Below are 23,036 nucleotides of genomic sequence, written 5' to 3' on the forward strand. Positions count from 1 at the left end.
CCCTCCCCCGACCCGACTGGAAAGGACATTCCATGACGTCTCTCTTCGACCCCACGACCGCCGGCGACATCGCGCTTGCCAACCGCATCGTCATGGCGCCGCTGACGCGCAATCGCTCGCCGGGTGCCGTGCCGAACACGCTGAACGTCACCTATTACGAACAGCGCGCCACAGCCGGCCTCATCATCACCGAAGCCACAGCCATTACCCATCAGGGACAGGGCTATGCGGACGTTCCCGGCCTCTACACGTCGGAAGCGCTCGATGGCTGGAAGAAGGTCACGAGCGCCGTGCACGCGGCCGGCGGCAAGATCGTCGTCCAGATGTGGCATGTCGGCCGTATCTCGCACACCTCGCTGCAGCCGGGCGAAGGCCAGCCGGTTTCGGCGTCTGCCATCACCGCCAAGGCCAAGACCTATATCCGCCACCCTGATGGCACGGGCGAATTCGTACCGACGTCCGAGCCGCGCGCGCTGGAAGCCTCGGAGCTTCCGGGCATCGTTGAGGACTACCGCAAGGCCGCCCGTGCGGCCATCGATGCAGGCTTCGACGGCGTCGAAATCCATGCGGCCAACGGCTACCTAATCGACCAGTTCCTGCGCTCCGGAACCAACGAGCGGACGGACGCCTATGGCGGCTCCATCGAGAACCGTGCTCGATTCCTGTTCGACGTCACCGACGCCATCGTTGCGGAAATCGGCGCCGGCCGCACCGGCATCCGCCTCTCACCCGTAACGCCGGCAAACGATGCGTTCGATCCCGAGCCGCAGCCGTTATTCGACCATGTCGTCAAGGGCCTCGCAAAGCACGATCTGGCCTATATCCACATCATCGAAGGCGCGACCGGCGGCGATCGCGATTTCAAGCAGGGCGATACCGCGTTTGACTTCGCAGCGCTCCGCGCGACCTACGAGGCCGCCGGCGGCAAGGCTGCCTGGATGGCGAACAATGGTTATGACCGCAAGCTGGCGATCGAGTCGGTTGAAAGCGGCCGCGTCGATCTCGTCGCCTTCGGCAAGCCCTTCATCTCCAACCCGGACCTCGTGGACCGCCTGAAGCAGGACGCACCCCTGAACGCGTTCGACCCGGACACGTTCTACGGCGGCGGCGCCAAGGGCTACACGGACTATCCCGTCCTGACCCAGCAGGCCGCGGAATAATCATCTCATATATCGAATACCGAGAGGCCCGCAGCAATGCGAGCCTTTTTCATGCCGGAAGCTCGGATGCTGCGTGGGGGTCAAGCGGTGCGCGCGGCAACGCCCTTCAAGGACGGCACGCAGAACAGCGCGCCGATGACCAGCGGCAGGCAGATGAAGTAAGAGGCCCGGATGCCGGCGTGTTCGGCGACGAAACCGAGAAGCGGCGGCGCAAAGAAGAAGATGATGAACGTCACCTGCCCGAGCGAGGCGACGTTGACATGCGGGGCGCGGTCGCGCCGCTGGGCGGCGGCAGACACGGCGAGCGGATAGACGGCGCTGCACCCTGCGCCCATCAGCGCGAAGCCGAAGAGCGCCACGACAGGATGTGGCGACAGGCCGACGGCGGCAATCCCGATGGCCGACAGCACCAGCAGCGAGGCGGCAACCGTCCGGCTGCCGAAGCGCTCGACAAGGGGATCGGCCACCATGCGCACCAGCGCCATGAAGAACGTGAAGAGCGTCAGCCCCAATCCGCCGACGAAGGGCTCCGACTGGAACACGTCGCGCATGTAGATCGCCGACCAGTCGATGCCCGCCCCCTCCACCAGGAATGCGGCGATACCGATCAGGCAGAGCGGCAGGAGGCCCATGGTCGGGAAAGCGAAGGCCGGCGCCTTTTCCTCCGGCAGATGCGTCGCATCCACCGGCGCGGCCTCAAGCCCCCGGATTGCCACCCACGCGAAGACGATGACCGCAAGCAGCGTCACGCCGAGATGGACCTGCATGGACACGCCGGACTGGCGGATGAACGACGCGACCAGCGCCGTTACGAAGAAGCCGAGGCTCCAGCAGCCATGCGCCCGGTTCATCACACTGCGGCCGGTGGCCGCCTCGACGCGCCCGAGTTCGACATTGAGATTGATTTCGAGCGCACCGGCCAGCATGCCCGCAACGAGCAGCACGGCAAAGACTCCGGCAGGACCCGGCATCCACGGCACCAACGCATAGCACGCCGCCGTACCGATGACGGTGATATAAGCGGTGATTTTCGGGCCAAGCCGCTCGATCAGCGGCGAGGACACGGTCAGCGAGATCAGCGCGCCGATGGCCATGCCGATCAGGGTCAGGCCGAGTTCCGACTTGTCGACCTGCAGGGCAACCTGCAGGTCGGGCATGCGCGCAAGCAACGCCCCCAGCGCCACGGCAAACAGGAAGAAGCAGATGTAGATCCTGTGATGCCCGGCGATGGTCAAGAGGCGCGCCTATTCCTGTGCTTACTTGCAGGCGGCGCAGAAGCGCTGGATGCGCTTGCAGGCTTCCTCCAGAAGCGCCTCCGACGTGGCGTAGGAGATGCGGAAGTTCGGACCGAGGCCGAAGGCCGAACCATGAACGACGGCAACGCCTTCCGATTCCAGCAGTTCCGACACGAAGTCCTCGTCCGTTTCGATCACCTTGCCGGTGGGCGCCGTCTTGCCGATCAGCCCCTTGCAGGAGGGGTAGACATAGAAGGCGCCTTCCGGAGACGGGCACTCGATGCCGGTTGCCTGGTTGAGCATGGACACCACGAGGTCGCGGCGGCCTTCGAAGATCTTCTTGTTCTCGGGGATGAAATCCTGCGTGCCATTGAGCGCTTCGACGGCTGCCCACTGGGCGATCGAGCAGGCGCCCGACGTCTGCTGACCCTGGATCATATCCATGGCCTTGATGAGCGGCAGCGGACCGGCGGCATAGCCGATGCGCCATCCCGTCATGGCATAGGCCTTGGAAACGCCGTTCATCGTCAGCGTCCGCTCATAGAGCTTGGGCTCGACTTCGACGGGTGTCGCGAACTTGAATTCGCCATAGGTCAGATGCTCGTACATGTCGTCGGTCAGCACCCAGACATGGGGATGCTTCAGCAGCACATCCGTCAGCGCCTTCAACTCGTCGTGCGAATAGGCGGCACCAGAAGGGTTCGATGGCGAGTTGAAGATGAACCACTTGGTCTTCGGCGTGATCGCCTTGTCCAGATCCTCGGCCGTCAGCTTGAAATTGTTGGCCTGCGTCGCTTCGACGAACACAGGCGTGCCGCCGCAGATCGACACCATTTCCGGGTAGGACACCCAGTAGGGCGCGGGGATAACGACCTCGTCACCGGGGTTCATCGTCGCCATGAAGGCGTTGAACAGGATCTGCTTGCCTCCGGTGCCGACGATCGTCTGCGCTGCGGTGTAATCGAGATTGTTTTCGCGCTTGAACTTCCTGGCGATCGCCTCGCGCAGTTCCGGAATGCCGGAGACCGGCGTGTACTTCGTCTCGCCGCGGTTGATCGCCTCGATGGCCGCCTGCTTGATGTTGTCGGGCGTATCGAAATCCGGCTCGCCGGCGCCAAGGCCGATCACGTCCCGGCCCTTCGCTTTGAGTTCGCGCGCCTTCTGCGACACGGCGATGGTGGCGGAGGGCTTCACACGGGAAAGAGCGTCGGCGAGAAAGGCCATGATGGGACGGTCCTGATGGTTACGACAAGGATGCCCCGGCAAAGAATTGGCCCGGAGCGTTAGCTGTATGTCGAATGTAAACCGTCAATTCAAGCAGAAAGGCCGCAACGCCTCGTGACATGACGAGGTTTGATGGATGACATGATCAGCGTCGATGAATGCTGAATCAACGGCGAATCAAGCAATTTGGCCTCCATTCCGAGGCCTCGAAGGCTTGCGCGGAGCCTGCCGCATCCGTTTATTTTTCCTTAATAAAAACAGATATTTCCGCCTTATCCCGCCGCCTTTTTTTTGCCACGACATTTGCCGGAGCATGCCGCAATTCGGTCGATATGAGGCCGATTTCGGAGCGCCTTCTACATCCTATCCGCCAAAGCTCCTGCCGCCTGCCACCGAGGTTCGTCATGTCCGTTTCCGCACCACCTGCCCTGTCGTTGCCACGCCGCGCCGTTTTCGGCCTGGCGATTGCGACGACGCTTGCCTTTGCGGGCGGTGCGGCGGCCGGAGAGAGCAGCGAGATGCGGTGGCAGACGGAACTGGCGATCGAGCAGGCGGATGACACGCTGTTTCCGCTCGGCAAACCGCCGGCGCTGATCGAAGCGACGGGTTCAACGGTCAACAATCCGATGCTCTGGCTGGATAATGCGACGCTGACGGAGCCGGACCGCATGTCGACGGGCGCCATCCTCTCGGCCCGCCAGCTTGCCAGCATCAGCGCCTTCTCTCTGCCTGGCCGCATCATGCCGGCGGAACGCCATATCGCCATCGGCCTGATGCTCCTGGCAGGCGCGGCCATGGCTGCGGTCAGCTTCGGTCTCTGGCGCTGGCAGGTTCGCGGCCTGTCGTGGGAAGCGTGATACATATGGCCTCCGAACCCGATCACAAACAGACCCGCCTCGGCCTTTTCTCCGGCCTGAACGCGCTGGAGACCATCGTCGTCGCCGCCATCGTCATCGTGGCGCTTGCCGGCATGATGCTGGTCGGCAAGGGCCTCTTCCTCCAGAGCCGCATCGTCGCCGGCCCGGGCGCGGTGTTTGTCGCAGCGCTTTGAAGCGCGTCGCGATCTTTCAGATTGCCGCACACGCATTAAGCTCGTGTTTTTTCTCATGTCGTTGTCGCACAGCCGCGGCCCACTTTTGCACGAGAAGCTTTAGGTCGAGCGCAGTAGAAGACCTTGTCATGATACCCCCCGCCTGCTAGCCGAGGCGCCGAGCAAGCGGTTGAGGGAGCAGGTCGTGACGCGCATTCAGGCCAATCTCGTCCTTCTTCTCGCCGGCGCCATCTGGGGCGCTGGCTTCGTCGCGCAATCCACGGCGATGGAAACCATCGGCCCGCTCTGGTTCACGAGCCTGCGGTTCCTCATCGCCGCCGTCGTGCTCGCGCCGTTCGCACTCCGCGAACGCCGCCAGGCGGCAGTCCCCCTCAGTCGTCGGGATATGCGCGGCTTCATCGCCATCGGCGTCTCTCTCTTCCTCGCCGCCCTCGCCCAGCAGATCGGCATCATGACGACCTCGGTCGCCAATTCCGGCTTCCTCACCGGTCTTTACGTCGTGCTCGTCCCCATCCTCACCGTCCTCTTCCTACGCCGACGCCCCCACTGGATCATCTGGCCCGCTGCCGGTCTGGCGTTCCTCGGCATCTTCCTCCTGTCCGGAGGCTCCCTATCGGCGCTGACGGGTGGGGATCTGCTGACCATTCTCGCCGCGCTCTTCTGCGCCGTGCAGGTCATCCTCATCGCCGTCTTCGCCCATTCGAGCGGCCGCCCCTTCGCTCTGTCGCTCATCCAGTTCGCCACCTGTGCCGTCCTTGCCGGCGGCATCGCGCTCTTTATGGAGCCGTTGTCGCTCGACGCCATCCGGGCAACGACGACGGAGTTCCTTTATTCCGGCATCTTCTCCAGCGCGGTCGCCTTCACCCTGCAGGTCGTCGGGCAGCGCTACACGACGGCGCCGCAAGCCGCGATCTTCCTGTCGAGCGAAGCATTGTTTGCAGCATTCTTCAGCGTGTTGCTTCTGGGCGAAACCATCGCGCCGATTGGTTACCTCGGCGGCATCATCATCTTCGCAGCCATGCTGATGGTGGAAATCGTCCCGGAACTCGGTCGCCGCAGAACCGGCGAGAGCCCTGTCTCGTCAGTGGGTTAGCTCGATCTTACAACCTTGGGCGCGTGTGCGGCCCGGCGGCAGCCTGGCAATGCGGATGTAGGATGACGACATCTCACGTCGCATTCAGCCTGTTTTTTAACCAGACCGCGCTCAAACGAAAATCTTTTCAATAGCTTGCAATACAGGAGGTAAAAGCGAGGTTTATCGGCAGCTGCGCCGATTTTAGACAAACGCAAATGACTGACTTGTTTCAATAAACTTTTGCTTGCCAATTGAAAATAAACGCATCAAGTTTAATGCGTTCGGGCAATCTGCGAACACGGGAAGACCTTAAGAATAAATGCGCACCGGGGACGCAAAAATTCTCCGGGTGGCCAGTGTCGGGGCGGTAGGTCCGGTACGGGACATGAATGACGGGACCTTTCCTCACAGTCGAGACATGCCTGCCACTCGCCCCATGGGCACATTCGCAATGCTGCCCGCCGCATCTGGGCAGAGGAAAAAGGACCTGACGTATGGCCGAAACTGGCATTGTAAAATTCTTCAACACCGACAAGGGCTTCGGCTTCATCAAGCCTGACAATGGCGGCGCGGACATCTTCGTCCACATCTCTGCCGTCCAGGCTTCCGGCCTCAATGACCTGACCGAAAACCAGAAGGTCAGCTACGACACCGAGCCAGACCGCCGCGGCAAAGGCCCGAAGGCCGTCAACCTCAACGTCTCCGGCTGAGACGTAAGCCCCTCGCAGACGATAACGGAGACCCGGCTTCAGCGCCGGGTTTTTGCGCCGCATTCGACAAGCACAAGCGGTTCCACTGGCGCGCTGTCGATTATGTTGTACCTCTGCGCTTGAGAGTGAAGTGACGTTTACCGCTCTCGCGCCGGAAAGCTCGAGCTTTTCACCGATCGCCACGAAAATGAACCGTTCACCTTGCATTCAGTTTGGCCCACCTAAATTGGTGTCATCGTAAGGGACGAGCCGTTTCGTCCCGTGAGACAGGATCAAAGCTATGAGAACCTTGGTCAAAGCTGCAGTTCTTACCATCGCCTCGCTCTCTGCAGTACTGCCGAGCATGACGCCGGCGCATGCGGACGACTGGCGGTACCGTCGCCATCATCATCGCGGCAATGACGGCCTGGCGCTCGGCGCCGTCGGCCTTGCCACCGGCCTGATCGTCGGCGGCGCCATTGCCAGCGCACCGCGCTACCGCAACGAAGAACGCGTCTACATCGACCCGCCGGCCGCCGACTATTATGAACCAGCCCCGGTCTATCGCCGTCCGCGCCCTGTCGTCGTCAACAATTACGGCTCGCTGGAGCCCTGGTCCCCGTCTTGGTATCGCTACTGCTCGAACCGCTACCGCTCGTTCGACTCCCGCACAGGTACCTTCGTCGGATATGACGGCCGATCCTACTTCTGCAACGCCGGCTGATAAACCGGCGTAAGACTCTGACGAAGAAGGCCACACTTCCCGGAAGCGTGGCCTTCTTCGTATCAGCCGTAAATGACGCGCCGTCAGAGCCCGCGCAGATAGGGATTCGTTCGGCGCTCCTCGCCGATCTGCCCGCCGGGGCCGTGGCCGCAGATAAAGCCAAAATCATCGCCGAGCGGCAGGATCTTGGTGCGGATCGAATCGAGCAACTGCTGGTGATCCCCGCCTGGCAAATCCGTCCGTCCGATCGAGCCGCGGAACAGGACGTCGCCGACATGGGCGAAGCGCTGAAGCTGATTGACATAGACAACATGGCCGGGCGCGTGGCCGGGGCAATGTAGAACGTCAAAGACATGGGTTCCGAACGACACCGTATCCCCATCGGATAGCCACCGATCCGGCAGCACGTTCTCTACCTTCATCGTCAGGCCGAACCGCTCAGCCTGCGCTTCCAGTTTTTCCAGAAGTGGCTTGTCATCCTCGTGCGGCCCGATGATCTCGAGACCGGTCGCCTCTTTCAGCTCCTTGGCGCCACCGGCATGGTCGATATGCCCGTGCGTCAGCCAGATGGCCTTGAGGTCGATACCATTCTCGCGGACCGTCTGGAGGATCACATCGACATCGCCACCGGGATCGACAACGACACCTTCCTTGGTTTCGCTGTCGAAAAGAATAGTGCAGTTCTGCTGGAAATGCGTAACGGGAATGATGCCTGCCTGAAGCATGAGAAACCTCGCCTAAGGCTAGCCCGCGGGGGACTGCCAATCCAACCAAACGACGCTCGCCTTGCCGGCAAGGTTGCGACGCGCAGCCGATATAGGCGCAACGTCGCTGCGGGGAAACAGGCAATCGGGCCGAACGACATCTCGCCCAACGTTTATCGCGCAGTCAGCTTAACGGACGGCTGCGATTTCGAGCGTGTCGCTGGTGCTCAACGTCGGCAACACGGGATAATTGATCGTGGTCATTAACAGGGCAAAGACGGCGATCTTGGCGAGAACGACAGTGATGACGACCGGGCGAAGCTGTTCGGCTGTCGAGGAGACGGGAGAGATTGTTTCGGTCTGCATGGCACGGGTCCTTGTATCTGACCTCGCAATGCAGTTCCGCGGCAAAGGTTCCACCTCTCCGCCGCCAAGTGCGGCTATTTCAAGATGGTCGAAAGACGCTGTTGCAAAGCGGCAACAAACACGCTTTCCTGCTGGCAGAGCGCCTGTGCAAACGGTAGAAAGAGCACAACGTCGTGGCCGCGCTTCCGGAGCGAGGCGATGGCGATCCGCTCGTACGGGACAATATATCCGCAGGACACAGGCATTTGGCAGAACAGACACCTTTGGCTGAACACGTTACTCCCGCAGAGAAGATGCGCCCTGCCGAGCCGTCCTCTGCCGAGCGCAACGGCCTCGACTACGAGCTGATCGAGCTGTTCTTCTTCGCTTATCGCGACTTCACCTCCGACCCAGATGTCATTCTGGAAAAGCGAGGCTTCGGCCGGGCGCACCATCGCGTGCTGCACTTCGTCGATCGCGAACCCGGCATGACCGTGGCCGACCTGCTGGAGACGCTGAAGATCACCAAGCAAAGCCTGGCGCGTGTGCTGAAGCAGTTGATCGATGGCGGCTACATCCATCAGCTTGCAGGCCCCGAAGACCGGCGCCAGCGCATGCTCTACACGACACGCGAGGGCAAGGCGCTGGCCAAAGCCTTGGCGGAGCCACAGTCGAAGCGCATAGCTGACGCTCTGGCAAAGGTCGGACCCGGCGGCCGCGATGTCGTTCGTCGCTTTCTCGCCAGCATGAAGACAGGACCCGTCTAAAGCCCGATAGCTTCGCTGCCGGGCACAGCGTTGAAAACAGGGAGCCGGAGTTGGCCGGAGAGGTTCCAGAGAGCGACGACGATGACGAAACACTTCTCCCTCCCCGACGATGCGCCGCATCTTCTTGTCGTCGATGACGACCGCCGCATTCGCGACCTTCTCAACCGCTATCTCGTCGAGCAGGGCTTTCGCGTCACGACGGCGGCCGATGCCGACGAGGCGCGTCGCCGTCTCCAGGGTATCGACTTCGACCTCCTCATCGTCGACGTCATGATGCCGGGCGAAACCGGAATTTCGCTGACCCAGAGCCTGCGCCGCCTCAAGACCGTGCCGATCATCATGCTGACGGCCCTTGCCGAGACCAATGCCCGTGTCGAGGGACTGGAAGCCGGCGCTGACGACTACCTGCCAAAACCCTTCGACCCGCGCGAACTGGTCCTGCGGATCAACAACATCCTGCGCCGCAATATGCCAGTCCAGTCGCCAAAGGTGGAGCAGGTCATCTTCGGCCCCTTCACCTTTTCTGTCGTTCGGCGGGAACTGCGCCGTGGCGCGGATCATATCCGCCTGACGGACCGTGAGCAGGAGATTATGATGCTCTTCTCCCAGCGCGCCGGCGAGACCATCCCGCGGCACGAGCTGGTGAGCGATGACATCGAGGTCGGCGAGCGCACCATCGATGTCCAGATCAACCGTCTGCGCCGCAAGATCGAGGACGACCCGTCGAACCCCGTCTGGCTGCAGACCGTGCGCGGCATCGGCTACAAGCTGGCTGTGGACTGAACTATGTCGTGACGGCCGGCCAGCGGCCAGCGGCCAGCGGCCAGCGGCCAGCGGCGCGGCCAGCGGCCAGCGGCCAGCGGCCAGCGGCCAGCGGCCAGCGGCCAGCGGCCAGCGGCCAGCGGCCAGCGGCTATAAACTGCGTTTGAACAGATGCCACCATCCCGGATACCCCGGAGGACGACGATGATCGAAGCCGTTCGCCAGACGAAGACGGAACGCGGGGAGAAGCCGCGCAGCCCGTTTGCCCGCTGGCTCCGCCGGCACCTGCCGATGGGACTCTATGCCCGCTCGCTGCTGATCGTCATCATCCCCATGGTGCTTCTCCAGTCCATCGTCGCCTTCGTCTTCATGGAGCGGCACTGGCAACTTGTTACGCAACGGCTCTCGGCAGCGGTGACCTCCGATATCGCGGCGGTCATCGACCTGATCAACACCATGCCGCCCACCTCCTATCCGGATATCGAAACGATCGCCCGCCGGCAGCTGGGGCTCGTCATCTCGCTGGAGAACGGCGGCGAATTGCCGATGCCGGTTCGCCAGCCCTATTTCGATATCCTCAACCGTATTCTCTCCGACGAGATCCGGCAGGAAACGCAACTGCCTTTCTGGCTGGATACGATCTCCAGCGAGGACAACGTCTATGTCCGCATCAAGCTCGACGGCGCCCGCATCCTGCGCGTCACCGTGCGCCGCAATTCCGCCTATGCCTCCAACACGCACATCTTCATCGTCTGGATGGTCGGCGCCTCCCTGGTGCTCCTGCTCATCGCCATCCTGTTCCTGCGGGGCCAGATCCGGCCGATCCTGCATCTGGCGCGGGCCGCCGAGAGTTTCGGCAAGGGACAGAAGATCGACGATTTCTCGCCGCGCGGCGCGGAGGAGGTTCGCCGGGCAGGCCTTGCCTTCATCCAGATGCGCGAGCGGATCGAGCGGCAGATGGAGCAGCGCACCACCATGCTGTCGGGCGTCAGCCACGACCTGCGCACCATCCTCACCCGCTTCAAGCTGCAGCTCGCCATTGCCGGCGACCATCCCGATCTGCAGCCGCTGAACCAGGATGTCGAGGACATGCAAAGCATGCTCGAAGGCTACCTCGCCTTCGTGCGCGGCGAGGCGGAGGAAGATGTCGGCACGCTGAAGCTGACGGATGTCATGACGCGCCTCTCGGCGGAGGCCGAACTGCACGGCAAGACGCTGACCACCGTCATCGAAGGCGACGACGACGTCCGGGTGCGCCCCAATGCCTTCACGCGCCTCATCCTCAATCTCGCATCCAACGCCTATCGTTATGCCGATACGATCCATATCGAGGCGCGGCACGGGCAGCGGTGGCTGTCCGTCACCATCGACGACAATGGCCCGGGCATTCCCGAGCGGTCCCGAGAGGACGTGTTCAAGCCCTTCTTCCGGCTGGACGAAGCCCGCAATCTCGACAGCACGGGCACGGGCCTCGGCCTGTCCATCGCACGCGACATCGCCCGAAGCCATGGTGGCAACGTCATCCTGTCGGACAGTCCGCTCGGAGGATTAAGGGCCGTCGCGCGGGTTCCCGCGTGAGGCAGAGCGTTACCGCGTAAGCGATACTGTCTGAGGCACCGCCGCCCCGCCGCTGCAAGGCCGCATCTTCAACGACGCGTTCTGGTAGATGTCCACGACCCCGCCGACGACCTGAAAGCAGCCGCCATCGGGTATCGTTACGGTCTGGCTGCCATAGATCGAAATATTTGTGCCCGGCACATAGATGATACCCGACAGGATATCGGTGACATTCGACTGATAGAGGCTGAAGGCCCCGCCATAGATGTAGAAGAGAATGTTCTTGTAGCCGAAAGCCGGCAGATCTCCCGTGGGAGCCGTCACATTCATCTCGCCAACGCCGTACAGGCTAACGCTGCCACCGTAGAACGCGAGCGTCGTGCCCACGGCGACAAGCCTTTCCGACTTCATGGAGAAGGATCCGCCGTAAAAGAAAACCGAACTCGAACCACCCACGGAATCGCCGATCGCATTTCGCCCGATCAGCGTGCTGGCGCCGTGGAAATAAGCCGTACCCCCGTAGAAGTTCATGTCTCCGAAGCCGAAGACGGTATCCGAGCCGGGATTGAGCGCCAGCGATCCGCCCCAGAACTCGAAAGGCCCATCGCCGAATGTCAGACGCCCGCGCACATTCGTGACGGTCCCCCCGTAGAAATAGAAGCCACCGTTTCCAAAGGTGACGGAGCCGGTCGAGCTGTTGGCGAGCGAGCCACCCCAGAGATAGAAGGCGCCGTTGCCGAATGTCATGGACCCTGCTCCGTTGATGATGGAACCCCCATTGACATAATAGGCGCCATTCCCGAACGACAGGGTTCCGCTCCCGTTGATGATGCCGGCCCCGAAGCGGAATGATCCGTCGCCGAACGTCAGTGTGCCTCCGTCCGCATTGCGAACGTCCCCGAGAAGCGAAAAAGCCATGTCGCTCGTCGTCAGGACGTTTTCTTCCGGGTTGCGAACGTCACCCGAGGGCAAAAGCGTCATATCGCCGAACGACAGTTTCGCCGCTCTATTATCGATATACTGCTTGAACGCAAATGTGACGCGAGCGCCCGGCAACGGATCGAAACGGGTGGAAGCGCCATCTTCGTTCAGGATGTAGCCGCCGATGGCGTAACAACCGGACGCGAATGTCAGCCGGTTGACCCCCGAAAGGATCAGGTTTCCGCTGATCGTCGTCGGCGTCAGACAGTTCGGATCGGGCGCCCCGGTTCCGGTGAAGTCCAGAGTGGAGTTGGAGATCGTCAGCGTGCCGTAAAGGCGCGTCGCGGACAGCGAAACGGTAGTATCCGCATAGCTCTCGTCCTTGCCATTGGGCGTGGTTGGCTGGAGTGACGTTTTCGGGATCTTCGTTCCGTAGGCCCACTTTGTCATGGCCTTCAGGCGCGCTTTGATCGCCACGATGCGCGGATCGGTCGCCAGTAGATCGACGCTGGTGGTGTCGAAAGTAAAGCTCGAGAGTGGCGGATCGATTTGCCCCTCCTTGCAGATGTAGGCTTTCTCCGATGTACGAGGGTAGTGGACAGTTGCCTTTCTGGCGGCAACGGATGCGTTGCCACACACATGGAGATAGGTGGCAGCCCCGATATAACACTCGGGACCATCGATGACGGCATTCCCGTAGATGTTGACAGGCCCCGTCATCGACCGGATGCAATCGCCTTCCGCCGACATCGCTATGATGCGCGCTGACGATGATCCATCCACGGGGACCGTCGGGCTCGCCGTCAGCAGTTGACCGAAAGCGAGCGGACTGTCGTACCGGATGTCCGTCGACAGTTCGGAAAGCCCCGTACGCCCGGCCGTGACCCTCGTTACGACGCCGCTCGGCGGGAAGCCGTTGGCGATGGCCATCTGCCGGGCCGTCGCGAGCGCTGTGTTGCTGGGCGCACCATTGACGATCGGTGATCCCGTATTCGCAGCGGCCAGGTTTGCGATGTCGGCCGTCCGCTGTGCCCGAAGCTTATCGACAGAGAGCGACGACGTCTCCAGCACGAGCGCAGAGATCATCAGGATCAGCAAAATGGCAAACACCGACATGATCGCCACAGATCCCTCGTCGTCCGTGCGGATGTCCCTCATGTCATTGCCCTTTCTGAGCATCGATCTTGAGCGCCCCGGCGGCGTGGAATCAGCTGTTCGGATAGGACGCACTGCCGGAGAGCGTCATGGTATAGCCAAGCAGCGTGAAGGGCCGGGTGAGCGTGACGCGCGTGGAAACGGCCACCCCGATAGACGCGTCGGGTTCGATGCTGATATCCGATACCGACAGCCCGGGCAGGCCGCGACGGTCCGCAAGCGTCGTGACGAAGCAGATCGCCGCAGCGGATATGCAGCCGCTCGGAAGATCCGTGCAGTCGGCGCCGCCCACAGCCAGACACCGCGCGGACTCAGCCGCGACCTGATTGAGCACCGACGTGCTCCAGATGGCGATCCCCATGACGATCGCGCCGAACATCATCGACAGGAACACGGGTGCGATGATGGCGAATTCGACGGCTGTCGCCCCGTCACGCCGGTTTAGAAACGTGTGCATCACTGAATCCTTACAAGTGCGGAGTCGGCAACGGCGAGATAGCCGTCGAACAGGTTCGCGGAGACGAAAATCGGCGTGATGTGGCCGCTGACATCGATCCGAACGAATTTTCCCGACGTGACGTTGCCGCCACAGCTGACGCTCTTCGCACCCGCAGCAGTGAATGCAGGCGGATAGCCCGAAACGCAGAAGGTGGTCGATGCTTGCGCTCCCGTAGGATCGTTATTGATAACGACCTCGACCGAGAGATCGTCGCTCAGATTGGCCAGCAGGTTGCTCGCAACGCCCTCGACATCTGTCTTGTAGGCAGCAGCCGTGGCCGCGGTCAGCGCCTGGCCCTTCTGGAATGCGTAGTAGGAAGCCGCCGAAATGGCCGCATTGACCCTCAGCTTCGCGTGATAGGCAAAACCGAGATCGACAAGCCCGACAATCAACAACAGGAACAGCGGCGCAACCAGAGCGAACTCGACGGCTGCAACACCGGAATTATCTCTCCGCAACTCCCCGGCCTGTTGCAAAGGCAGACCTAGACCGCCCATCCAGACACGAGCGCAGCGACCGCGGGACACGATTTTCATACGTTCTCGGCCGAGGGGTTCGTATCGCCGCCTGACATGTCGAATGACACGCCGACATCCAACGACTTTCGCCACACGATTCGGCAGGTCTTCTGCGCGCCGTCTGACAGCGAGATTTGAAAGACGTCAGGAATGGCAGCAACATGATTGAAAGAAAGCTTCGCTCCACCGTCCGAGATATTACGAACGACACAATCAAGGGTTGATCTGCCTTCATTGAAGACCAAACGACCGGATTTGAACGTTCTCATACGAGGTCTACTTCGATGTTCTTCCATGCATCTCTCCCGAGGCAACGAGGAGCAAAAACCGTTGCGGTCCCATGGCCGCCTCAGCCGACACGTGACGTGCGTCTGCGACCGGTTGTGCAGAAAAGACTACCGTTGATAACTTAATGCTTTTCTAAAGCGACGCTAGCAAAATTAGCAATTTCTAAGATTTACGATTCTGTGTCCGTGAAATTCGGACATCGCGACGCTCCGCGTCCCGCCGTAGAGGCGGTCGAGCAAACATGCCGTCGCCTCCCGCAGCGAAAAGCGCGGGCTCAGTCTAAAGCAGGACATATCGGCGTTAGAGAAGCTTCCGGCCGTTCGGAACCGGCTTGTCGGACGCGGCAAGAACGATGGCGCCGGCCTCGTCCTCGAAACCCAGCGTCAGGACTTCGGACCGGAACGGCCCGATCTGCCGGGGCGGAAAGTTGACGACCCCGAGCACTTGGCGCCCAACCAACGTTTCCAGATCATAATGGACGGTGATCTGCGCCGAGGATTTCTTCAGCCCGATCTCCGGGCCGAAATCGATGACCAGCTTGATGGCGGGCTTGCGCGCTTCCGGAAAGGCGGAGGCCTCAACGATCGTCCCGGTACGGATATCGACACGTTCGAAATCGGCATAGGTGATTGTTTCGGTCATAGGGCCGCCCTTTCAGGAATCTCTAGTTGGCCAGTTCTTCGGCCCGTTGCCGCGCGGCGGCGATGGCGGCGATAAAAAGCGGCTGCATGCCGTCGTCGGCCATCAGAACGGCAAGTGCCGCGGCCGTGGTGCCGCCGGGCGATGTCACGTTGTGGCGAAGCTTCGAGGCGTCATCGGGGGACTGGTGAAGCAGTTCGCCAGCCCCCGCGACGGTTTCCCGTGCGAGACGCATGGCGAGGTCCGCCCGAAGGCCGGCCTTGCGACCGGCTTCTGCCATGCATTCGACGAGATAGAAAACATAGGCCGGCCCGCTGCCCGAAAGCGCTGTGACGGCATCGATGTCGGCCTCGCTATCGACCCATTCGACCGGACCGGACACCTTCAGGAGATCGTTGACCCGCGTGCGCTGATCTTCGCCGACCTTCGCATTGGCAAAAGCCCCGGTAATGCCGCGACCGATCATGGCCGGCGTGTTCGGCATGGCCCGCACCATGGCGGCGTCGCCGAGATGCGACTGGAGGAAACCGAGCGTCTTGCCGGCGGCAACCGACACCACCACGGTCTGCGACCCGACAAGGGCAGCAAGGCCCGGCAGCACGGCGCCCATGACCTGCGGCTTGACCGCGAGGAACAGCACGGATGCCGTGACGCCCTCCGGCGCGGACGTCACGTGACGCGCGCCATGTTCTGCGATCAGCGCCGCCATGGCGGGTGCAGGACCGGGATCGAGCACCAGCACATCAGTGCCGGAGATACCGCTTTTCAACCAGCCGGCCAGCATGGCGCCGCCCATATTGCCGGCACCGACGAGGACGATCGGCCCCATATTGCTCGCCGCCACGCTCAGGCTTCTCCAACCGTTTCGAACATCACGGCCTCGACCGCGCGTTCGGCATCGACGCCGGACCAGACCACGAACTGAAATGCCTGAAAATAGCTCTCGCAGGCATCGAGCGCGCTCGACAACAGAACCTCGACCTGGCGGTTCGTCGGTTCCGCGCCGCCAGACAGCAACAGCGACTGGCGGAAGATGACGACGTCTTCCTGACGCCAGAGATCGAAATGGCCCATCAGCACCTGGCCGTTAATATGGGACAGAAGCCGGATGACCTCGTTGACGCGACTTTCGGGAACCTTGATGTCGAAGGCGCAGGCGAGATGCAGGGCCTCGAACTCTTCCATCCACGAGAAGGAGACGTGGTAGTCGGACCACTTGCCCTCCACCGTCATCGCGATCTCGTCTTCTCCGGAACGCTCGAAGGTCCAGTCGTTGTTGGCCGCGACGAACTCGATCATATCGACCGGATTGGATTGACGCTGCAGTTCCAGTTCTACGAGGCTCATGCTTCACCTTCAAAGTTCCAGCGTGGCATGCGCCATCGCGTTCTCACGCGAAGCCCCACAAGCCCGACGACACCGGAAACAACATGGAATGATCGACGAACGCACGACGAGGTCGAACCGATGACTCTGCCCGTATCTCGTGTGACCCGTTTCGAATCATCTTGTAAAATCAGTGTATAACGCCGGAGTCTGCAGACCAGCCCCAACGGCTTGAAAAAGGCGTCGCAGCTGTGGATAGAGCTTTGGAAACTGATTCAGCCTGAGTCAGTAAAGGATTCAGCGGATTGCGTTTTTTAGGGATGTCCACAGGGTCGAAATTTTTCTCGTTTTCGACCGTCCGACGTCCATCTGCGGACCCAAGACCGCGGGAAGACGACAAAGAAGCGGAGAGATGCGCTCCCCGCTTCTGGAAATCAGCAGATCGAAAGCCCGATCAGCCCTTCTCGGCGAGCTGGGCTTCCAGAAGGGCGACACGCGCCAGAAGGGCGTCGTTTTCCTCGCGCGCCCGCAGTGCCATCTCGCGCACCACCTCGAATTCCTCGCGCTTCACCACGTCCATCGTGTTGAGGATGCGCTCGCCCTGCGTGCGGAACATGGTTTCCGCTTCGCGCCGCACACCTTGCGCCGCACCGGCCGCGTCCGTCATCAGCTTGGCAAGATCGTCGAGAATGCGGTTTGCGCCTGTCGTCGTCATGATGTCCCTCCGGGATAGCGGTTGGAGCGCCGCACGGCGCCTGTGATATGGAGGTAGGAGAGGCAGGGCCGGCTTGCAAGGAAAAACCAGTGAATCATGGGGCTTGCACCCCTCGCCTCGCTTGACCCCATGCATGCCGCCCGCCATGGTCCCGAGCAGGCGGGCGTGGCGAAAGACCGGTCCGCAGAGAAACCACCCGCCGCAGGTCCTGATCCGTTGCCGGGTCTGCCAAAGGATCGGCCGGGTGAAACCGAGGCTGAAGCACGTCCTTTGGAACCCATCGCAAGCCTTCTCTCGATCCTGCCCTTCCCGGAGATCGATCCCGTCCTGATCGCCATCGGCCCGCTGCAGATCCACTGGTATGGCCTTGCCTACGTCGCTGGCATCCTGCTCGGCTGGTTCTACGCCCGGCGGATCGTGCGCAACGAGACGCTGTGGGGCGGCAAGGCACCGATCACCGAGGTCGATCTCGACGATTTCCTCCTCTGGGTGGCGGTCGGCATCGTCGGTGGCGGACGCATCGGCTACATCCTGTTCTACGACCTGCCCTCCGTCATCGCCAATCCGCTGCGGGCGTTCGAGATCTGGAACGGCGGCATGTCCTTCCATGGCGGCCTTATCGGCACGATCCTCGCCATGCTGCTCTTCGCCCGCAAGCGATCCATTCCGATCTGGAGCCTGTTCGACGTCGTGGCCGCCGTGGTACCCATCGGCCTGCTGTTCGGCCGCCTTGCCAACTTCATCAATGGCGAGCTGTGGGGCCGCCTCTCCTCCATGCCCTGGGCGATCGTATTCCCGACCGGCGGGCCGTTCGCCCGCCATCCGAGCCAGCTCTACGAGGCAGGCCTCGAAGGCATCCTTCTGCTCCTCGTGCTCGCCTTCCTCATCTACAAGCGCCATGCCCTGCGCAAGCCCGGCCTCGTCGCCGGCGTCTTCATCACCGGCTACGGCCTTGCCCGCATCTTCGTCGAGTTCTTCCGCGAGCCCGACGCGCAGATCGGCTATCTCGCCGGGGGCTGGCTGACGATGGGCATGCTGCTGTCGCTGCCGATGGTCGGTCTCGGCCTCTGGGCGATCCTGCGCGCCCGCCGGTCGGCATCCCTTTCGAGGGGACGCCGATGACCACGCCGCTTGCAGACAAGATCAAGGCGATCATCCTGGCAACGGGACCGATCAGCGTCACCGACTACTTCGCCCTCTGCCTCGCAGATCCCGAGCACGGTTACTACCGCACCCGCGAACCCTTCGGACAGAGCGGCGATTTCATCACGGCACCCGAAATCAGCCAGTTGTTCGGCGAACTCATCGGCATGTTCCTGTTCGAGGCCTGGCGCCGGCACGGACAGCCGGAAGCGGTGGCCATCGCCGAGATCGGCCCCGGCCGCGGCACGATGATGGCGGATATCCTGCGCGTCCTCTCGCGCCTGTCGCCCGAGCTCTACGAAAAGGCCAGCGTGCATCTGGTCGAAACCAGCGAGCGCCTGCAGAAAGTCCAAAGCCAGACCCTCGTCGCCCACAAGTTCAAGATCGCCTGGCACGAGAGCTTCGAGGAGATCCCGGACGGCTTCCTGTTGCTCGTCGCAAACGAACTCTTCGACGCCATCCCCATCCGCCAGTTCGTGAAGACCGAGCAGGGTTTTCGCGAGCGCATGGTCGGCCTCGACGCTGAGGACAATCTCTGCTTCACGGCAGGCGTCGCCACCATCGATCCTGACCTTCTGCCGCCGGGAGACAACCTGCCCCTCGGCACCATCTTCGAGGTCGCCCCGGCCCGTGACGCCGTCATGGCCGCGATTTCCGCACGGCTGAAGCGCACAGACGGCTCGGCCCTCATCATCGACTATGGCCATATGGCAACGAATTACGGCGATACGCTGCAAGCGGTTCGCGCCCACCAGTTCGACCCCCCGCTCGCCCATCCGGGTGAAGCCGACATCACCAGCCATGTCGATTTCGAACAGCTGGCTCGCCGCGCCGTTGCGGAAGGCCTCCGCATCAATGGCCTGACCTATCAGGGCGATTTCCTGCTTGCTCTGGGCATCCGCGAACGTGCCGAGGCGCTCGCGCGCGGCAAGGACATCCTCGTGCAGGAAGGCGTGCGCCAGGATGCGGAACGGCTTTCCGGCTCGGGCGAAGGCAAGATGGGCGAACTGTTCAAAGTCCTCGCCGTCAGCCACCCGGCCATTGCCCTGGTACCGTTTCAGGCCTGAGCGGATCGCAACCGACACCTGGTCTCGACCTCATCGAGAGCGGATGACGGTCCGTCGCCGCCGACACTGTCTGCCGCCTGCGCGATTGACAGGGCGGGCGGCAAAGGGTCAACATCCCGCACACATCAGAGGCGAGCCATTCCCGGCATCTCCCGCTTTCCGAAGAACGCTGACATCAAAAGGGGCGAAAGACCAATGCAGAACGACGCCTTGACCTCCCCGCTCCAGAGCCCGCTGCTGACCTCTGCATCCGTTGCCCACGGCTTCTTCACCCGCAAGGGCGGCGTTTCGGAAGGTCTCTACGAAGGCCTGAACGTCGGCCTTGGTTCGAGGGACGACCGTGCCCATATCGAGGAAAATCGCGCCCGCGTCGCCGCATGGTTCTGCCAGCCCGTCGAAAGACTTGCCACTGTCCATCAGATCCACTCGCCGGATGTCGTGACCATAGGCGATGATTACGATGGCACGCGGTCGGAAGCCGATGCGCTGGTTACGGCGACGCCCGGTATCGTGCTCGGTGTCCTCTCGGCCGATTGCGGCCCGATCCTCTTTGCCGATCCACAAGCTGGCGTCGTCGGCGCGGCACATGCCGGCTGGAAGGGTGCACTGACGGGCGTCCTCGAAAACACGATTTCGGCCATGGTCGCCCTCGGCGCCACACGCGAAACCATCATCGCCTGCCTCGGCCCCTCCATCGGCCCCGACAATTACGAGGTCGGCCCGGAATTCGTCGAACGCTTTCTCGCACACGATGCCGGATACGCTCCTTTCTTTACGCCTTCGACGCGCGCGGATCACGCGATGTTCGACCTCCCCGGCCTTACCGCCGCCCGCCTTCTGGCAGCCGGCGTCAAGGCCGAGAAGCTCGACCTCTGCACCTATGAGGACGAGGCACGTTTCTTTTCGTACCGCCGGACGACTCATCGCGGCGAGCCGGATTACGGCCGGCAGATTTCCGCCATCAGCATCAGGGAGGCATGACATGGCCCTTCACTTCACCCAGGACGAGTACGCCGCACGCCTTGCCAGCCTCACGGCGAAGATGCGCGAGGACAAGCTCGACGCGCTGCTGCTCTTTGCGCAGGAGAGCATGTACTGGCTGACCGGCTACGACACCTTCGGCTACTGCTTCTTCCAGACGCTGGTGGTGAAGTCCGACGGCTCGATGGTGCTGCTCACGCGGTCGGCCGACCTGCGCCAGGCGCGCCACACCTCCAATATCGAGCGCATCCAGGTCTGGGTCGACAGGGTCAATGCCGACCCGACGATGGACCTGAAAAACCTGCTGAGCGAACTCGACCTCCTCGGCGCCCGCATCGGCATCGAGTACGACACGCACGGCATGACCGGCCGCATCGCCCGGCTGCTCGACAACCAGATGGCGAGCTTCGGCCAGATCATCGACGCATCCATGCTGGTCGGCCGGCTGCGGCTCATCAAGAGCCCGGCCGAAATCGCTCATGTCGAGAAGGCCGCAAGCCTTGCCGACGACGCGCTGGATGCCGCCCTGCCGTTAATCGGCCCCGGCGGCGACGAGGCGGCGATCCTCGCGGCCATGCAGGGTGCTGTCTTTGCAGGCGGCGGCGATTATCCGGCCAACGAGTTCATTATCGGCTCCGGCGCGGACGCCCTCCTCTGCCGCTACAAGGCCGGCCGCCGCAAGCTCGACGCGCAGGACCAGCTGACGCTCGAATGGGCGGGCGTCAGCGCCCATTATCACGCGGCTATGATGCGCACGATCGTGGTTGGTGAGGTGACCAACCGTCATCGCGAGCTTTACAGCGCTTGCCGCGAAACCATTCAGGCGATCGAGATGGTCCTGCGGCCGGGCAATACCTTCGGCACCGTCTTCGATGTCCATGCGAAGATCATGGACGAGCGCGGCCTCGCCAAGCACCGGCTGAACGCCTGCGGCTACTCGCTTGGCGCCCGTTTCTCCCCCTCATGGATGGAGCAGCAGATGTTCCATGCCGGCAATCCGCAGGAGATACTGCCCAATATGTCGCTCTTCGTTCACATGATCATCATGGACAGCGACAGCGGCACGGCCATGACGCTCGGGCAGACCTACCTGACGACCGACGGCGCGCCACGGGCAATGTCGCGCTACGGTCTCGACGTCATCGACCTCTGAGGTCTTGCCGGGCGATAGAGCGGGATCGAACCCGCGCCAGCCCCAAAAAGGGGAAGCCAGATCAATACGCCTTCTTAGGATTATTGCCGTAGACTGGTTGTCTGATGTCAGGACCGGCGGGATAGGCCCGTCGGATGGCGTCGTATTGTGCCAGCGTATCGGCGTGTAATACTCCAGCGGGTTCGATCGGCCTCACGAGGCGTGACCGGTGCTGGAGACGGGCGACATACGCTGCATCTGTCCAGGACGGAGGTCGACCGTGCGCACCCTTTTCGCAACGACGACGAACATCGCGCGCATTCGTGCGGCGACGCCGCTCTTGGCCATGTCCCTTCTTCTCGCCCTGTCGTCCTGCAACAGCATCGACGCGTTGACGCCGCCGGAGAACGTCGGCGATGGGAGCTACCAGTCCTCCCCGGTCAATCAGGCCGACCTCGACACCATGCAATCGCAACAACCGGTCGTGAACAGCGCACCTGCTGGCGCGGTGGCAGTTCATGAGATGCGGGTGCAGCGATTGGCCAGCCTCTCCGATCCGAATTATACCGATCCGTCCGCGCCGCGGGCCGACCAGCCCGACATCACCGGCACCGCCTTTGCGCGCGGCGACGAAAGCTACCGCAACCCCGCCGGCTCCTTCGAGGCGCAGGCCCAGGCGCTCGCCAGCAACCCGCCCCCGCAGATCTCATCGTCCGAAAGCGCGGTCGGCTTTCCTGCAAACGGCAATCAGGTCAGCGAGACCGAGGCGGCCGCACGCACCCACACGGCAGAGGCGCCGCAATCCGAACCGGCGAGGGAGCCGGCAGAGGCAGCGCAAACCGATGTGCCCGCAGAAGCCAACAGCGCACCGGAAGAGCAAGCTGCCATCGCGCCTGCCGCCAAGGCCGGCCCTGCCGGCAGCATCCGCTTCCTCCCCATCATGGGCGCACCCGTCGAGGCCATCCGCCCCCTCTCCGAACAGTTGGGCGCGGACGCACGCTCGCATGGCCTCACCATCAAGACGGCAGCGGATGGCGGAAGCCAGCATATCCTGAAGGGCTATTTCTCAGCGTTCAAGGACGGCCGCAAGACCACCATCGTCTATGTCTGGGACGTGCTCGACCAAGCCGGTAACCGTCTGCATCGCATCCAGGGGCAAGACAGCGTCGATACCAAAGGCGCCGATCTCTGGTCGGGCGTTCCGCCGCAGACCATGCGCGACATCGCCACCAAGAGCGTCGGGCAATACCTGACCTGGCGGGATGCCACGGCCGGTTGAAAATGAGCATGACCGTGTTTTCACGACCTCTAAAGCGCCCTTCTCGGCAGCGCCTTCGAAATCTTTTTCGGATAAACCCT

At 62.4% G+C, this 23,036-nt stretch carries 26 protein-coding genes; 14 read left to right on the plus strand and 12 right to left on the minus strand.

Annotated features, from left to right (window positions below):
• Nucleotides 1-32: 32 nt before the first annotated feature.
• Complete coding sequence (locus GA0004734_RS13995) at nucleotides 33-1,160, plus strand: alkene reductase (RefSeq protein WP_092934617.1); 1,128 nt, start codon at nucleotides 33-35, stop codon at nucleotides 1,158-1,160.
• An 80-nt stretch (nucleotides 1,161-1,240) separates the two neighbouring features.
• Here GA0004734_RS13995 and GA0004734_RS14000 read toward each other — a convergent pair whose 3' ends face one another.
• Together GA0004734_RS14000 and GA0004734_RS14005 are read right to left on the minus strand one after the other, a co-directional pair.
• Nucleotides 1,241-2,395, minus strand: coding sequence for an MFS transporter (locus GA0004734_RS14000; protein WP_139056274.1), 1,155 nt, complete (start codon nucleotides 2,393-2,395; stop codon nucleotides 1,241-1,243).
• 21 nt (nucleotides 2,396-2,416) lie between these two features.
• The gene (locus GA0004734_RS14005; protein ID WP_092934619.1) at nucleotides 2,417-3,619 is read right to left on the minus strand and encodes a pyridoxal phosphate-dependent aminotransferase; all 1,203 of its coding nucleotides are present in this window, start codon (nucleotides 3,617-3,619) and stop codon (nucleotides 2,417-2,419) included.
• A gap of 404 nt (nucleotides 3,620-4,023) precedes the next feature.
• On the opposite strand from GA0004734_RS14005, the gene GA0004734_RS14010 reads away from it, so the two are divergent.
• The 5 genes from GA0004734_RS14010 to GA0004734_RS14030 all read left to right on the plus strand — a co-directional run bounded on the left by GA0004734_RS14010 (nucleotide 4,024) and on the right by GA0004734_RS14030 (nucleotide 7,158).
• On the plus strand, nucleotides 4,024-4,476 hold the full coding sequence (locus GA0004734_RS14010; RefSeq protein ID WP_092934621.1) for a hypothetical protein: 453 nt from the start codon (nucleotides 4,024-4,026) through the stop codon (nucleotides 4,474-4,476).
• Nucleotides 4,477-4,481: 5 nt separating this feature from the next.
• The gene (locus GA0004734_RS14015; RefSeq protein WP_092934623.1) at nucleotides 4,482-4,670 is read left to right on the plus strand and encodes a hypothetical protein; all 189 of its coding nucleotides are present in this window, start codon (nucleotides 4,482-4,484) and stop codon (nucleotides 4,668-4,670) included.
• A 184-nt stretch (nucleotides 4,671-4,854) separates the two neighbouring features.
• Nucleotides 4,855-5,763 carry a DMT family transporter gene (locus GA0004734_RS14020; protein ID WP_092936309.1) on the plus strand — a complete coding sequence of 303 codons (909 nt, stop codon included), beginning with the start codon at nucleotides 4,855-4,857 and terminating at the stop codon, nucleotides 5,761-5,763.
• 476 nt (nucleotides 5,764-6,239) lie between these two features.
• Nucleotides 6,240-6,455: a cold-shock protein gene (locus GA0004734_RS14025; RefSeq protein ID WP_092934625.1), complete on the plus strand. Its 216-nt coding sequence runs from the start codon at nucleotides 6,240-6,242 to the stop codon at nucleotides 6,453-6,455.
• A gap of 280 nt (nucleotides 6,456-6,735) precedes the next feature.
• A complete protein-coding gene (locus GA0004734_RS14030; RefSeq protein WP_092934626.1) occupies nucleotides 6,736-7,158 on the plus strand; it encodes a BA14K family protein in 423 nt (140 codons plus the stop codon).
• An 83-nt stretch (nucleotides 7,159-7,241) separates the two neighbouring features.
• Here the strand turns inward: GA0004734_RS14030 and GA0004734_RS14035 are convergent, their stop codons facing one another.
• Both GA0004734_RS14035 and GA0004734_RS26005 read right to left on the minus strand, forming a co-directional pair.
• Entirely contained in the window at nucleotides 7,242-7,883 is a 642-nt protein-coding gene (locus GA0004734_RS14035; RefSeq protein ID WP_092934628.1) for an MBL fold metallo-hydrolase, read from the minus strand.
• A gap of 168 nt (nucleotides 7,884-8,051) precedes the next feature.
• Nucleotides 8,052-8,228: a hypothetical protein gene (locus GA0004734_RS26005; RefSeq protein WP_175386364.1), complete on the minus strand. Its 177-nt coding sequence runs from the start codon at nucleotides 8,226-8,228 to the stop codon at nucleotides 8,052-8,054.
• Nucleotides 8,229-8,521: 293 nt separating this feature from the next.
• Between GA0004734_RS26005 and GA0004734_RS14040 the strand changes: the two genes are divergently transcribed.
• The 3 genes from GA0004734_RS14040 to GA0004734_RS14055 all read left to right on the plus strand — a co-directional run bounded on the left by GA0004734_RS14040 (nucleotide 8,522) and on the right by GA0004734_RS14055 (nucleotide 11,314).
• On the plus strand, nucleotides 8,522-8,974 hold the full coding sequence (locus GA0004734_RS14040) for a MarR family winged helix-turn-helix transcriptional regulator (RefSeq protein WP_092934630.1): 453 nt from the start codon (nucleotides 8,522-8,524) through the stop codon (nucleotides 8,972-8,974).
• Between the two features lie 81 nt (nucleotides 8,975-9,055).
• Entirely contained in the window at nucleotides 9,056-9,757 is a 702-nt protein-coding gene (locus tag GA0004734_RS14045; RefSeq protein WP_092934632.1) for a response regulator, read from the plus strand.
• 183 nt (nucleotides 9,758-9,940) lie between these two features.
• The gene (locus GA0004734_RS14055; protein WP_092934636.1) at nucleotides 9,941-11,314 is read left to right on the plus strand and encodes an ATP-binding protein; all 1,374 of its coding nucleotides are present in this window, start codon (nucleotides 9,941-9,943) and stop codon (nucleotides 11,312-11,314) included.
• Nucleotides 11,315-11,323: 9 nt separating this feature from the next.
• Here the strand turns inward: GA0004734_RS14055 and GA0004734_RS14060 are convergent, their stop codons facing one another.
• From GA0004734_RS14060 to GA0004734_RS14095, 8 genes are all read right to left on the minus strand, one after another.
• Nucleotides 11,324-13,372 (minus strand): Tad domain-containing protein, encoded by a 2,049-nt coding sequence (locus GA0004734_RS14060; protein WP_175386368.1) that lies wholly within the window; start codon nucleotides 13,370-13,372, stop codon nucleotides 11,324-11,326.
• Between the two features lie 49 nt (nucleotides 13,373-13,421).
• Nucleotides 13,422-13,826 (minus strand): TadE/TadG family type IV pilus assembly protein, encoded by a 405-nt coding sequence (locus tag GA0004734_RS14065; RefSeq protein WP_092934640.1) that lies wholly within the window; start codon nucleotides 13,824-13,826, stop codon nucleotides 13,422-13,424.
• Nucleotides 13,826-14,404: a TadE family protein gene (locus GA0004734_RS14070; RefSeq protein ID WP_092934642.1), complete on the minus strand. Its 579-nt coding sequence runs from the start codon at nucleotides 14,402-14,404 to the stop codon at nucleotides 13,826-13,828. Before GA0004734_RS14070 ends, GA0004734_RS14065 begins: the two co-directional genes overlap by 1 nt.
• Nucleotides 14,401-14,682 (minus strand): PilZ domain-containing protein, encoded by a 282-nt coding sequence (locus GA0004734_RS14075; protein ID WP_092934644.1) that lies wholly within the window; start codon nucleotides 14,680-14,682, stop codon nucleotides 14,401-14,403. Before GA0004734_RS14075 ends, GA0004734_RS14070 begins: the two co-directional genes overlap by 4 nt.
• 292 nt (nucleotides 14,683-14,974) lie before the next feature.
• On the minus strand, nucleotides 14,975-15,316 hold the full coding sequence (locus GA0004734_RS14080) for a tRNA-binding protein (RefSeq protein ID WP_092934646.1): 342 nt from the start codon (nucleotides 15,314-15,316) through the stop codon (nucleotides 14,975-14,977).
• Nucleotides 15,317-15,338: 22 nt separating this feature from the next.
• Complete coding sequence (gene proC / locus GA0004734_RS14085; protein ID WP_092934648.1) at nucleotides 15,339-16,163, minus strand: pyrroline-5-carboxylate reductase; 825 nt, start codon at nucleotides 16,161-16,163, stop codon at nucleotides 15,339-15,341.
• Nucleotides 16,160-16,660, minus strand: coding sequence for a YbjN domain-containing protein (locus GA0004734_RS14090; RefSeq protein WP_092934650.1), 501 nt, complete (start codon nucleotides 16,658-16,660; stop codon nucleotides 16,160-16,162). The genes proC and GA0004734_RS14090 overlap by 4 nt, the downstream gene beginning before the upstream one ends.
• Nucleotides 16,661-17,093: 433 nt before the next feature.
• Nucleotides 17,094-17,354 (minus strand): accessory factor UbiK family protein, encoded by a 261-nt coding sequence (locus GA0004734_RS14095; protein WP_092934652.1) that lies wholly within the window; start codon nucleotides 17,352-17,354, stop codon nucleotides 17,094-17,096.
• A gap of 270 nt (nucleotides 17,355-17,624) precedes the next feature.
• On the opposite strand from GA0004734_RS14095, the gene lgt reads away from it, so the two are divergent.
• The 5 genes from lgt (at nucleotide 17,625) to GA0004734_RS14120 (ending at nucleotide 22,956) form a co-directional block, all read left to right on the plus strand.
• Nucleotides 17,625-18,476, plus strand: a complete 852-nt coding sequence (gene lgt, locus GA0004734_RS14100) for a prolipoprotein diacylglyceryl transferase (RefSeq protein ID WP_092936310.1) — start codon at nucleotides 17,625-17,627, stop codon at nucleotides 18,474-18,476.
• Nucleotides 18,473-19,564 (plus strand): class I SAM-dependent methyltransferase, encoded by a 1,092-nt coding sequence (locus tag GA0004734_RS14105; protein WP_092934654.1) that lies wholly within the window; start codon nucleotides 18,473-18,475, stop codon nucleotides 19,562-19,564. The genes lgt and GA0004734_RS14105 overlap by 4 nt, the downstream gene beginning before the upstream one ends.
• Before the next feature lie 195 nt (nucleotides 19,565-19,759).
• Nucleotides 19,760-20,545, plus strand: coding sequence for a peptidoglycan editing factor PgeF (pgeF, locus tag GA0004734_RS14110; protein WP_092934656.1), 786 nt, complete (start codon nucleotides 19,760-19,762; stop codon nucleotides 20,543-20,545).
• Nucleotide 20,546: 1 nt separating this feature from the next.
• Nucleotides 20,547-21,698 carry a M24 family metallopeptidase gene (locus GA0004734_RS14115; RefSeq protein WP_092934658.1) on the plus strand — a complete coding sequence of 384 codons (1,152 nt, stop codon included), beginning with the start codon at nucleotides 20,547-20,549 and terminating at the stop codon, nucleotides 21,696-21,698.
• A 259-nt stretch (nucleotides 21,699-21,957) separates the two neighbouring features.
• A complete protein-coding gene (locus GA0004734_RS14120; protein ID WP_245292423.1) occupies nucleotides 21,958-22,956 on the plus strand; it encodes a hypothetical protein in 999 nt (332 codons plus the stop codon).
• Nucleotides 22,957-23,036: the final 80 nt, after the last annotated feature.

This window comes from Rhizobium sp. 9140 (assembly GCF_900067135.1).
Classification (GTDB): Bacteria; Pseudomonadota; Alphaproteobacteria; order Rhizobiales; family Rhizobiaceae; genus Ferranicluibacter.